This is a genomic window from Microbacterium sp. NPDC055910, assembly GCF_042271185.1.
GTDB lineage: Bacteria > Actinomycetota > Actinomycetes > Actinomycetales > Microbacteriaceae > Microbacterium.
On the sequence record NZ_JBHJZS010000009.1, the window covers coordinates 1 to 12,970 of the forward strand.

At 67.2% G+C, this 12,970-nt stretch carries 8 protein-coding genes; 5 read left to right on the forward strand and 3 right to left on the reverse strand.

Translation table 11 applies throughout. The features are described from left to right. Positions 1–118: 118 nt before the first annotated feature. Both ACFC3F_RS06105 and ACFC3F_RS06110 read right to left on the reverse strand, forming a co-directional pair. A complete protein-coding gene (locus ACFC3F_RS06105; protein WP_376127652.1) occupies positions 119–268 on the reverse strand; it encodes a hypothetical protein in 150 nt (49 codons plus the stop codon). 115 nt (positions 269–383) lie between these two features. Then, the gene (locus ACFC3F_RS06110; RefSeq protein WP_376127654.1) at positions 384–2,525 is read right to left on the reverse strand and encodes a CocE/NonD family hydrolase; all 2,142 of its coding nucleotides are present in this window, start codon (positions 2,523–2,525) and stop codon (positions 384–386) included. A 228-nt stretch (positions 2,526–2,753) separates the two neighbouring features. Here ACFC3F_RS06110 and ACFC3F_RS06115 point away from each other — a divergent pair, with 228 nt between their 5' ends. Next, positions 2,754–6,794 carry a family 78 glycoside hydrolase catalytic domain gene (locus tag ACFC3F_RS06115; protein ID WP_376127655.1) on the forward strand — a complete coding sequence of 1,347 codons (4,041 nt, stop codon included), beginning with the start codon at positions 2,754–2,756 and terminating at the stop codon, positions 6,792–6,794. A gap of 201 nt (positions 6,795–6,995) precedes the next feature. On the opposite strand, the gene ACFC3F_RS06120 is transcribed toward ACFC3F_RS06115, so the two are convergent. After that, positions 6,996–8,003 (reverse strand): LacI family DNA-binding transcriptional regulator, encoded by a 1,008-nt coding sequence (locus tag ACFC3F_RS06120; protein ID WP_376127657.1) that lies wholly within the window; start codon positions 8,001–8,003, stop codon positions 6,996–6,998. A 147-nt stretch (positions 8,004–8,150) separates the two neighbouring features. Between ACFC3F_RS06120 and ACFC3F_RS06125 the strand changes: the two genes are divergently transcribed. The 4 genes from ACFC3F_RS06125 to rhaS are packed head-to-tail and all read left to right on the forward strand — an operon-like array spanning position 8,151 to position 12,885. Then, entirely contained in the window at positions 8,151–9,671 is a 1,521-nt protein-coding gene (locus tag ACFC3F_RS06125) for a sugar ABC transporter ATP-binding protein (protein ID WP_376127659.1), read from the forward strand. Beyond that, a complete protein-coding gene (locus ACFC3F_RS06130; protein ID WP_376127661.1) occupies positions 9,668–10,714 on the forward strand; it encodes an ABC transporter permease in 1,047 nt (348 codons plus the stop codon). Before ACFC3F_RS06125 ends, ACFC3F_RS06130 begins: the two co-directional genes overlap by 4 nt. Further along, positions 10,711–11,790, forward strand: coding sequence for an ABC transporter permease (locus ACFC3F_RS06135; protein ID WP_376127663.1), 1,080 nt, complete (start codon positions 10,711–10,713; stop codon positions 11,788–11,790). The genes ACFC3F_RS06130 and ACFC3F_RS06135 overlap by 4 nt, the downstream gene beginning before the upstream one ends. 45 nt (positions 11,791–11,835) lie before the next feature. Continuing rightward, positions 11,836–12,885 carry a rhamnose ABC transporter substrate-binding protein gene (gene rhaS / locus ACFC3F_RS06140; protein WP_376127772.1) on the forward strand — a complete coding sequence of 350 codons (1,050 nt, stop codon included), beginning with the start codon at positions 11,836–11,838 and terminating at the stop codon, positions 12,883–12,885. The last annotated feature ends 85 nt before the right edge of the window (positions 12,886–12,970 follow it).

The window sequence follows — 12,970 nt, forward strand, 5'->3', positions numbered from 1 at the left end:
GTACTGCAGGGGGGACCCTGTGGGAGAGTAGGACACCGCCGGACTTCTTTCGAGAAAGGGCCACCCAATGCTGGGTGGCCCTTTCTCGTTTCTGCGGGTCGCGCGCGGCGTGTGAACCTCACGCGGGGGCGTCGTCGGGGTCGAGGGTCTTGAGCGTGTCCTCTTCGACGGGGTTGTCGGCTTCGAGCTCGTCTTCGGTCGTCTCGTCGCCGCCGATCGGGGCGTCCTGCTCGATGGGCTGGTGTTCGGCGCGTCGCTCTTCGTCCATGGAGTGAGGCTACGACGGCGCACGCGTCGCGGGCAGGGGCTTGACGTGCGCTGCTCGCGCGAGCAGGGGCGGGGAAGCCACGCGGCATCCCCGCCCCTGGTCACTCTGCGGCGGACTAGCCGCCGACGGGGAACCCTCCGAACGGAGCCGTCTCGGTCCCGGTGAACGAGACGCCGTCGACGGTTCCGGTCACCGTGACCGTCGCCTCACCGGCCGGCACCGATGCCAGACGCGTGTTGATCGACACGGCGACCGACGTGCCCGGCGCGACGTTCGTGAACGTCTTGCTGCCGTAGGCGGTCGAGACCGTGAGGTCCACGGGAACCGAATCGCGGTTCGTCGCCGACACCGACAGGTAGACCTTGCCCGCGAGTGCTCGCGGCGTCGTCTCGGCCGTGACGTCCAGACCCGCGTTCACCGAGAAGGTGCCCTCGATGCCGGTCAGCCGGCTGGTGTAGCTCGAGAGGTAGCGCGTCAGGAACGGTGCGGGGGCACCGTGCGTCTCCTGGTCGTTCTCCACGCTCATCAGCGGCAGCGACAGCGTGGGGTCGCTGACCGTGATGGTCTCGCCCGAGCCGCTGCGCGGCCAGCTGCGGGTGTAGTTGGTCCCGATGCCGACGGCGAGCTGGTGTCCCTCGAGCAGGGTCCAGTCGGCATCCTTGAAGTCGAAGGTGACGGTTCCGTCGGACACCCGCGACATCTGCTCCGTGAACATCACCGCGGTGCCGTCGGGGGCGACATCCCACAGCCGCGCGAGCACGTTGCCGCTGCCCGTGGCATCGAACGAGATCGTCGGGGTGCCGGAGATGCGCGTGTCGTCGTTCAGCGGCCGCGACCAGGAGTAGTAGCCGTCTGCGTCCTCGGTGGTACGCGGCGGCACGGCGCTGCGGTTGCGGGCCTGGAAGGTGCTGCTCTCGGCCTTGACGAGGTCGCCCTTGGGGAGCAGGCTCGGGGCGTTCTCCATGTCGAACGTCGCAGCGCCCGGTGCGGCGGGGGTGCGGCCGTCGTCGTCGACGTACGAGCCGGGCTCGAGGTCGATCACGGTGGTGCGGTCGACGATGGGCCAGGTGTCCTGCGTGCGCCATGTGCCGAAGTTGTCCTGGATCATGAAGGCGGGGTCCACGATCTCGGGCTCGATGCCCCGGAGGTGCTCGTCGTAGAAGCGCATGACCTCGTCGTACCAGCCTTCGCGCCCCATCTCGAGGACACCGGCCGAGTTGCGGTCACCGCCGCGCACGTGATCCCACGGGCCGAGCCAGCCGCGCTGAACGCCCTCGTGGTTGGTGAGGTACTCGTTGAAGTCCTCGGGCTTGGTGTTCGCCTCGGTCATGCCCTGCGTGACGAACAGCGGAACCGTGGAGCCCTTCGCCTGCTCGGCGAGGTTGCGGGCGCTCCAGTACTCCGATTCCAGCTTCGACTCCCGCGCGTCCGCCAGGTTGTTCGCCAGGCACTCGGGGTGCGCGATCTCGTATGCCGCGTTGGCCTTGTACCGGTCGGTGTCGTCGGCCATGCCCTGCAGCGACGCGATCGAGTTGTAGGCGCGCGGGGTGCCGGTGACGTTGGAGCGAGGGACCTCGTTGCTGTACAGGTAGTTGTACATGTTCCACAGCGGCTCCTGAGCGACGACGGCCTCGAGCCCCTCGGGCTCCAGGTTCGCGCCGATGAGGCCGGTGACGGCATCGTAGGACTTGCCGTACAGGCCGACCTTTCCGGTCGACCATTCCTGGTTCGCGACCCAGTCCACGGCCGCGACGACGTCGGCCTGTTCGCCGGGCCCGGCGAAGTCGATGCAGCCGGTCGAGCCGCCGTATCCGCGCAGGTCGACGTAGACGACGGTGTAGCCGCGCTCCATGAGGGATCCGCCCTCGATGAGGTCGGTGAAACGGTTCGACGGGCCGGTGTGGGGGTGACGGTCGTTGCCGGACTGGCCGATGTGCCCGAAGTACGGGCCGACCGACAGGATGATGGGGGTGGGCTGGTCGAGCGGCAGGTGGACGGGTCGGAGCACATCGGCGTGCAACTCGACATCGCTTCCGTCCGAAGAGGAGAAGTAGTGCTCGGTCCAGGCGGCGCCCGCCGGGACTCGGCTGTTCTGGGCTGTCGTGATGCCCCCCGTCAGCGGAGAGTCGACGATCGTGTCGGTGGCTGCCGCCGGGGCCTCATTCGCCTGAGCGACGGCGGGGAGACTGGCCAGGACGAGGCCCGTTGTGCAGGCCAGCGTGAGGGTCAAGCGCCTGATGCGCAAATGTTCTGTCATTCCGCTGAGGCTAGGGGTGCCCGGATGCCGGGGGAAGGGTTGGCGGATGGCTCGTTACCCGGTCGTTACCTTCGGCGAGAAATGCGGCGTGAACCGGGCGTTTCGCAATGCTGCCCGCAGTGGTAGTGTCTGCATGGCGCGTGAATCGTTTCACGGATTCGAGCGCACGATGTCGCCGTCTCGACGCCCGACGAGGAGCTCGAGCGACACACCTGTCAAGGAGGACATGTGAACACTGCCCGCACCCGCCTGCGCGACTTCCTTCGCGCGCCGCTCATCGCGCTCCTTGTCGGGACGCTGGCGATCACCCTCGCGGGGGTGCCGGCGCAGTCCGCGTCGGCGGTCGAAGCCCGACCCGCGGCATCCGATCTCTCCACGAACTTCCTGCCGGCACCGATGAACCTCGACGCCGCCACGGCGCCGACCTTCCGCTGGACCCTCGCGCCCTCGCAGTCCCAGACCGCGTACCGCATCGTGGTGGCGTCGTCCGAGCAGCTTCTGGGCGATGCCGCCGACGTGTGGGATTCCGGAAGGGTCGAGTCGGGCCGCATCGGCGGCATCCCGTATGAGGGACCGGCCCTCGCCGAGGGGGAGCGGTACTTCTGGAGCGTCATGACGTGGGATGCGGCGGGCGTCGCGACGTCGTGGGCGACGACGGCGATGTTCGGCACCGGCCCGGGGGCCGATTGGTCTTCGGCGGACACCGTGTGGGTGGGCGGTCCCGCGAAGTGGGGGTCGGACTTCTCTCTGACTCTGCGTGCGCAGTTCGTGCAGCGCCACGTCACCGTCGCGTTCCGAGCGACGGACGCGAACAACTACTACCTGTGGCAGTTCCGAGGTGACGGCGTCGACGAGCTCGCCGTGCACCGCAAGCTCAACGCCGACCCGTCACCTGCCGTGCTCAAGACGGTTCCGCTCGGCGTGCAGATCGAGAACGGGGCGAACGCGAGGTTCTATGACATCCGCATCGAGGCGGAGGGCGACGTGATCCGCACCTACCTCGATGACGTCCTGATCGACACCACGGTCGACGCGACCCTGTCCAGCGGCGGGTTCGGCTTCTACACCGGCGGCTCCGAGTCCTTCATCGTCGACGATGTGCGGATGACCGACCCCGATGGGGCGGTGCTCTACGAGAACGACTTCGAGGGAACCGGGTACAACGACTTCAGCTGCGGCGCCCTGACCGGATCGGCGCTGTCCATCCCGACGGCTCAACGCGCCGGATGCATGTACTTCGGACCGTGGTCGGACTACGACCTCGAAGTGGACGTCAAGGTCTCCAACGCCGCGACGGGAATCCTGCTGCGGGCCGCGGACGCCCGGAACAACCTCATGTGGCAGATCCGCGGAGACAACTCCCGCATCGTGCCGCACACGAGGCTCAACGGCACATTCGTCGCACTGCCGCACACCACGGTGTCACCCGCGATCGGCATCGGCACGACCAACCGCATCACGATCTCGGCGCGGGGCGACACGTTCACGACATCGGTCAACGGCACACAGGTCGATTCCCGTGTCGTCCCCGGCATCCGGGTCGGCGGGATCGGATTCCGCAACGGCGGTTCGGAAGTCGGCGTCTTCTCCAACCTGCGGGTCACGAGTCCGCGCGGACAGGTCGTGTACGAGAACGACTTCCCGACCGGCGACGCGGCCTTCCCCTGCGGCAGCGCCGTCGCGGGCGAGCTGACGGTTCCGCGGTCCGCGGACTGCGTTCGTGCCGGACAGGCAGGCGTCACCGAGGAATGGGCGTTCCTGCGCGGTGAGGCGGCACTCGAAGACAAGCCGGTCGCGTGGGCGAGCCTGTTCACCAGCGGTGCCTCGACGGCTCCGGGGCGCCAGTACGTCTACCGCGTCTGGGTCAACGGAGAGTTCGTCGGCGCGGGGCCGCAGCAGCCGGCGGCAGATGAGAACCGCTTCGGAGGGTACGACGTCACGTCGCTCGTGCGCCCCGGGGAGCGCAACGCCATCGGAGCGCTCGCGCACTCGGCGCAGAGCCAGGGATTCATCGCGAAGCTCGTCGTCGAGTACCAGGACGGCACGCGACAGGTCTTCGACACGGGGCGTGACTGGACGAGCCGAGGAGGATCCGACGTGTATCCCAGCGGCGGATCGATCGGGACGTCGTACTTCCGGGCACCGGTCGAGAACCTCGACGCGCGCGTGTACCCGTTCGGATTCGCCGAGCCCGGGTTCGACGACTCCTCGTGGTCCCGCGCAGCCGCACGATCGACGCTGCCGAACCTCGCGCCGTCGACGACCGAGAACCTCGCCGAGGAGTTCCACGCTCCCGAGCGCATCGTGGAGAAGGGTCCGGGTCATTACTTCATCGACTTCGGCCGGTCCTGGCTCGGCGGAGTCCGGCTTCAGCTCGACGGCGCCGCGGGAACGCGCGTCGAGATCCGGTACGGCGAAGAGCTGACCGATCGGACGACCACCGCGAACACCGTGCGCTGGCAGATGCGCACCGGCAACAACTACCGCGACTACTACACGCTGTCGGGGCGCGGGGAAGCGCTGCAGAACTGGGGCTTCCGGGTGTTCCGCTACGTCGAGATCATCGGTTCTCCCGAGGTGGTCACCGCGGAGAACCTGCAGGCGGCCGCGCTCGTGTATCCCATGAGCGACGATGCCCGGTTCCGCGGCGACGGTGAAGCCATCGACGCGGTGTGGGAGCTGTCTCGACACACCATCGATTCGCAGAACTTCGACATCTACGGGGACTCGTGGACGAGGGAGCGCGCACCGTACGAGGCGGACGTGTTCATCCAGCTGCAGTCGCACATCTACCTCGATGCCGACCCGACCCTCGCGCAGTACTCCGTCGAGTACCTGCTGAGCAGGCGCACGTGGCCGACCGAATGGCCGATGTACCTCATCCTCGCCGCGCACGAACTGTGGCAGTCCACGGGGGACGAGTCGTTCGCCGCGGAGCACTACGACGCGCTCGTGTCGAAGCTTCCCGCTCAGTATCTCGAGGAGGAGACGGGGCTCATCCGCAAGACGTCGGGCTCGGACGGGTGCAACAGCCGGACGGACTGCGACATCGTCGACTGGCCCGCGGGGGAGCGCGACGGCTACCAGTTCCGTCAGTACAACACCGTCGTCAACGCCCTCGCCTATCGCAGCTACCGAGACATGGCCGACATCGCCGATGCAACCGGACATGCCGACGACGCAGCGCGCTTCACAGCGGTTGCCGACCGGATGCGCGAGGCGATGAACACCTATCTCTACGATCGGGATGCGGGTGCTTTCGATGACGGGATGGATGCCGCGAAGGTGCGCACCGGTCATCACGCCGTCCACGCCAGCGTCTTCGCGCAGGCGTTCGGTGTCACAGCCGATGATCAGCGAGAGACCGTCGGCGAGTACCTGGCGGGTCGCGGCATGCAGTGCAGCGTGTACTGCGCGCCCTTCCTCCTGCAGGCGCTCTACGACGGCGACCAGGGCGACGCGGCCTACGGGCTCATGACGTCGACGGGGCAGCGCAGCTGGATGAACATGATCGCGCTGGGCGCGGGCGCCACCATGGAGGCGTGGGACCCCGCGCTCAAGTCGAACACCACGTTCTCGCACCCGTGGGCGTCGTCGCCGGCGTTCATGATCCCGCGCGGTGTGTTCGGCATCAGGTCGATCGACCCGGGGTACGAGAAGTTCTCGGTCAAGCTGCAGCCGGGAGGCCTGCCCTCCGCGGATGTCAGCGTGCCCACCGTGCGCGGGCTGATCCGCGCGGCATACGCGCAGGAGGACGGCCGGACGGATCTCGGACTCCGGGTGCCGTCGGGTTCGACCGCGGTCGTGTCCGTTCCCGTCGAGGGTGCGGGAGACGGCACGCTCTTCGTGGACCGGATCGAGACGCAGGCTACGCGCGAGGGTGCGTATCTCGTGGTCGAGGTGCCCGCGGGATGCCACTACGTCAGCGCGTCGCGGGACAGTGACCCGAGCGCGGTCGATGCGGCGTGCCCGGACGGTTTCGATCTCGGCGCCGACGTGACGCCGAGGGTGCTGGGCGGCAAGACGTATCTCTCCGTCTCGGCGACGAACAACGCCACGGTGCAGGCAGACGTCGTCATCACGACGCCGTACGGGAACAAGACATTCACGAACGTGCAGCCCGGCAAAACGGTCGCCGCCTCGCTCAACTCGAGGCTCGCGTCAGTCCCCGCCGGGCAGGTGACGATCGTCGCGACGCGCATCGTCGGTGGCGAGACGGTCTCCGAGGCGAAGACCGTCCGCTACGCGGCGTTCCCTGTGAGGGAGTGATGCGAGACGTGTGAGGCTGTTCGCAGATCAGGATCTGGCGAGAATCCGCCACCATGACCGAGACCAAGTCCACTCCGCACGGGTATTCTCGGTCGGCGGCGAGCCGGCAGCAGAAGAGCGGGGATGCACGGTTCTGACCGGCATCCCCCGCTCTTCAGCGTTGGCGGGTGGCTATTGCGTCCCTTCCGGATGTGGCAGCGCCTACGTTCGGCTGGACGCCCGCACGATGAGCTCCGGCTGAATAACCGTCTGCCGGGGAATGCTCGATGGGTCTGCGGCCTCTTCGAGAAGGATGCGCAACGCGGTGCGCCCGATCATCCGGCTGGGTTGGCGAACGGACGAAAGCGGCACCGCCGCGGCCGCGGCGAACGAGATGTCGTCGAAGCCGATCAGGGTGATCTCGTCGGGAACCAGCATCCGCCCGCGCGAGACGAGCGACTGCAGCAATCCGAGCGCGATGAGATCGTTGGAGGCGAAGATCGCGTCGGGTCGCTCGCCGCGAGGACGCTCGACGATCTGGCGGCCGACGCGCACGCCCGCTTCGACGGTCGGCGACTGCGTCGGGATCACCTCGAGCTCGACGGGGGCCGGGGCGCTTTCGACGGCGATGCGCGCTCCCGCGAGCCGATCGGTCATCTGGCGCATGTCCAGCGGTCCGCCCACGAACGCGAGGCGTGTGCCTCCGCCCTCGATGAGATGAGCGGCGGCCATCGTTCCGCCGGCCACGCTGTCGACGGAGACGGAGGAGAAGCGCCCGTCGCCGCTGAAGCGATCGACCAGGACAGCGGCGATCCCGCGGGCACGCAAGCGTTCCAGCCGGGCGAGGACATCACCGTGCGGCGCGATCAGAAGGCCGCGCACCTGCTGTTCCTCGAACAGGTCGAGATAGAGATTCTCGCGCGCGGGATCGTAATCGGTGTTGCCGTACAGAATCGCGATGCTGTGTCGCGACGCTTCATCCTCGGCGCCTCGAACGACATCGTGGAAGAACGGGTTCTGCCCGTCGAGCACGACGAAGCCCACGGTCGTGCTGATCCCCGCCCGGAGCTTTCGCGCGGCATCGTTACGTATGTATCCGAGCTGCTCGATGGCCTCGGTCACGCGCCGAGCGGATGTGGCGGAAACCTCATCCGGGCGGTTCAAGACGTTGGACACGGTGCCGACGGAGACTCCGGCCAGTTCAGCGACGTCACGGATGCTCGCGCGCACGCTCTTCCTTCGACTTGAGATGCTGATCACGATCCCATCACGGACGGCGGTCGACTTGACCGACGCGATTCACATAAATAGAGTAGGGAGAAATCCCGGCTGAATCGATTCACTTTCGTCCCGACCTCAAGGGGGAGGCTACAACTCGTGGCTGAGAGCAACTTGTCGCTCGAGCCCGCGCTCGTCCTCGAGCGCGTGGTGAAGTCCTTCGGCGCCGTCCTGGCGCTGCGTTCGGGGAGCTTGACGCTGCATCGCGGATCGATCCATGCGCTGATCGGTGAGAACGGCGCCGGCAAGTCGACGCTCGTGAAGATCATCGCGGGCCTCTACCGACGTGATTCGGGCGAGTTCCTCCTCGACGGGAAGTCGGTCGACTTCACCTCGACGGCGCAGTCGAAAGAGGCCGGAATCGCGGTGATCTACCAGGAGCCGACGCTCTTCCCCGACTTGTCGGTGACCGAGAACATCTTCATGGGACGCCAGCCGACGAACGCCGTGGGCCGGATCGACCGCAAAGCGATGCGCGCGGAGGCGGCGCAGATCTTCCAGCGTCTGGGCGTCGGCCTGGACCCCGACCGTGTGACGGACGGACTCTCGATCGCCGACCAGCAGATCATCGAGATCGCCAAGGCGATCTCACTGGACGCCAAGGTGCTCATCATGGACGAGCCGACGGCGGCGCTGTCCGGTGTCGAGGTCGAGCGGCTGTTCGCGGTGGCGCGGAGTCTTCGCGATGAGGGCCGTGCGCTGCTGTTCATCTCGCACCGGTTCGACGAAGTCTTCGCTCTGTGCGACACGGTCACCGTGATGCGCGACGGTTCGTACGTCGACACGACCGCGATCGCCGATACGACCGTCGACGACCTGGTTCGGCAGATGGTCGGCCGCGATGTCACCGACCTGTTCCCCAAATTGCCCGCCGAGATCGGCGATGTCGTCCTCGAGGTCGAGGGACTGACGCGCAAGGGCGTCTTCGGCGACATCTCTTTCCAGCTGCGTGCGGGCGAGATCGTGGGCCTGGCCGGTTTGGTGGGGGCAGGGCGCAGCGAAGTCGCGCGCGCGGTCTTCGGCGTCGATTCCTATGAGTCGGGCTCCGTGAAGCTGCAGGGCGCGGCGCTCCCGAAGGGCAATCCCCGCACCGCGACGGCGCGCGGAATCGCGTTGGTGCCCGAGGACCGCCGACGACAGGGGCTCGTGCTCGATGACGGAGTCGCCCGCAACATCACGCTCGCCATCCGCGGCAAGCTCGCGAAGTGGGGCCTGATCTGGAACGGCCTGGAGAACCAGGCGGCCAAGACATGGGCCAGCCGCCTCGAGGTGAAGACGGCGGCGCTCGACGCCGAGACGGGCACGCTGTCCGGCGGCAACCAGCAGAAAGTCGTGCTGGGAAAGTGGCTCGCCACGGATCCGGTGGTGCTGATCGTGGACGAGCCGACGCGAGGAATCGACGTCGGAACGAAGTCCGAGGTTCACCGCCTGCTGAGCGAGCTCGCACAGCAGGGGTTGGCGATCCTGATGATCTCGTCTGAGCTGCCGGAGGTTCTGGGGATGGCTGACCGTGTTCTGGTGATGCGAGAGGGCCGCCTGACCGGCGAGTTCTCGCGCGACGAGGCGACACCGGAGGCCGTGATGTTCGCGGCGACCGCGGATGCGGGGGCGGCAGCATGAGCGCGACGCTGACAACTCCTCCGCCGGTGAAGCCCGGCACCAGCGGTGCCGCGAGGCTCGTGCGTCACATCGCGACGGCGCGTGAAACGGGAATCGGCATCGCCCTGGTGGTCATCGTGATCGCCGCCACCGCCGCGAACCCGAACTTCCTGTTCTCGAACGACGGATTCCGCGATCTGCTGCTGACGCCCTCGCTGCTGCTGCTGGTCGCGGTGGGTCAGGCCTTCGTCATCATCACCCGCAGCGTCGATCTCTCGGTCGGCTCGGTCGTGGGGCTGACCGCGTACCTCACGGGTCGACTGTTCATCGACTTCGAAGGCATCCCGGTGATCGTCGTGTTCATCGCGGGCGTCCTTCTCGGCGGACTCCTCGGCGCGATCAACGGCCTCCTGGTGGCGTGGGCCAAAGTGCCGGCGCTGGTGATCACGCTCGGCACGATGTACATCTATCGCGGCATCAACGTCGCATGGACCGGAAGTGACCGCATCAACGCATCGGATCTGCCGCGGGACTTCCGCGGACTCGGAACCGATCAGCTCCTCGGTGTGCCGATCCTCACGATCATCGCCGTCATCGTGCTGATCGCAGCGGCCTGGTACCTGCGCAACATCCGCGGTGGCCGCGAGTTCTATGCGATCGGATCCGACCCCGCAGCAGCCCACCTCTACGGCTTGAAGGTCAACCGCCGCATCATCACGGCGTTCGTCGTGTCGGGTGCCCTGTCCGGGCTTGCCGGTGTGCTGTATGCCGCGCGCTACGGCACCGTGTCCTCTGCGGCCGGGACCGGCTGGGAACTGCAGGCGATCGGTGCCGCCGTGATCGGCGGAGTGGCGATCGCGGGCGGCGTCGGAACCGTGTGGGGCGCCGCGATCGGTGCCTTCCTGCTGCTGACCATCAACCGCGCCCTGCCGATTCTCGGAATCGACGACTTCTGGCAGCGCGCTGTGGTCGGCATCCTCATCATCGGGTCGATCGTGCTCGACCGCGTCCTCGCGGTCCGACAGCACCGACGACTCATCGCACAACGGGAGGAGGGCCGATGAGCACCATGGCCACGGAGACCACCCCGATCCGGCTCTATCAAGCGCATGCCCGTCCGGCGTGGCGGCGCATCCTGTTCACGCGCGAGGCCGCGATCATCGCGCTCCTGGTCATCGTGATCGTGGTCGCCATGACGACCGTGCGCAACTTCGACAGCCCGCTGACGGTGACCTATCTGCTGCGTGATGTCGCGCCGATTCTGCTGATCGCGTTGCCGATGACGTTGATCATCATCACCGAGGAGATCGATCTGTCGGTGGCATCCATCGTCGGTCTGTCGAGTGTGATGACAGGCATCCTCACGCAGGCCGGGTTGCCGTTCCCCATCGCAGCGATCCTCGCGATCCTGGTCGGCACGCTGGCGGGGGCCTTCAACGGGTTTCTCGTGACCGTGGTCGGGCTTCCGTCGCTCGCGGTGACGATCGGCACGCTCGCGCTGTTCCGCGGTATCGCGGTGGGTCTGCTCGGCACGACCGCGATCACCGACTTCCCGGACGAGTGGACGGACCTCGCGAAGGCGAACATCCCGGGCACGCCGATTCCGATGATCATCATCCCCTTCGTGGTGCTGGCCATCCTGTTCGCGGTGCTCCTGCACTTCACGCCCTTCGGGCGCTCGCTGTACGCGATCGGTCTCAACAAGGAAGCGGCGCACTTCTCGGGCATCGACGTGGGGCGCACGAAGTTCATCCTCTTCGTGATGTCGGGCGCGGTCTCGGGATTCGCCGGCGTCTACTTCACTCTTCTGTACTCCAACGCCCGCGGTGACAACGCGATGGGAATGGAGTTGCAGATCATCGCTGCCGTGCTTTTGGGCGGCGTATCGATCTTCGGCGGTCGCGGTGCACTGCACGGCGTCATCGCCGGTGTGCTGCTCATCGGCACCCTCGGCAGCGCCCTGCGCCTCGCCGGTGTCACGAGCGACATCATCAACGTCATCACCGGAGTCCTGCTCATCCTCTCGGTGGTGTCCGCGAGCCTTCTCGCCTGGGTGCACAAGAGACGTGCCGCAGCCATCGGAAAGAGAAGGGGTCGACGCGTCGCTGATCGAGCGACCGCCGGCACCTCGACGCAGTAATCACAAATCCCGCGAGAGCTTCTCGCACCAAGGAAGGAAACAATGATGTTCGGATTGAAGCGCAAGCGGCGTGCTGGTGTTGTAGCCGCGCTGGCTCTCGGCGTGGCCCTGGTCGCGACGGGCTGCTCCGGTGACGGCGGCGGCACCCCGACCGACGGGGGCGACAACGGCGACGGTGACGCGAACCTGACGATCACGATGCTGCCGAAGAACCTCGGCAACCCGTACTTCGACACCTCGACCGGTGGTGCGGAAGAGGCGACGGCCGAGTTCGGCGGCACGTTCGAAGAGGTCGGCCCGACCGAGGCGTCGCCGACGTCGCAGGTGCAGTACATCCAGACGGCCGCTCAGCAGGGCGCTGGGGGACTCATCGTGTCGGCGAACGACCCCGAGGCCATCTGCGACGCCCTCGACGAGGCGCGTTCGGCCGGTGTGAAGGTCGTCACGTTCGACTCGGACACCAACCCCGACTGCCGTGACCTGTTCATCAACCAGGCCTCGAGCGAGGGCATCGCCAAGGTGCAGGCCGAGCTGATCGCGGATCAGATCGGCGGCTCGGGTGAGATCGCTGTTCTGTCGGCGTCGGCCAACGCGACGAACCAGAACGCGTGGATCGAGCTGATGGAGGAGGAGCTCGCCGCGAGCTACCCCGACATCGAGATCGTCGAGATCGCCTACGGTGACGACGACGACCAGACCTCGTTCGACAAGACTGCGGCGCTGCTGCAGACGTACCCGGAGCTGAAGGGCATCGTCTCGCCGACCACGGTCGGTATCGCTGCTGCCGCTCGCTACCTGTCGACGTCGGAGTACAAGGGCCAGGTCGCGCTGACCGGTCTGGGTACGCCGAACCAGATGCGCGAGTACGTCGAGGACGGCACGGTCACGGCGTTCGCGCTGTGGAACCCGGCCGACCTCGGCTACCTCGCCGCGTTCGCGACGGCGGCGCTCATCACGGGTGAGATCACCGGCGCCGAGGGCGACACGTTCGAGGCCGGCAAGCTGGGCTCGTTCGAGGTCGGCCCGGACAACAGCGTGCTGCTCGGAGACCCCTTCGTCTTCGACGCGGACAACATCGGCGACTTCGACTTCTAAGTCGTCCCCCCAGGGCACCCGGCGGCAGCATGACTGCTCGCCGGGTGCCCTTGCCGTGCGTGAGGGGCGGAGTGGCATTCGCGGC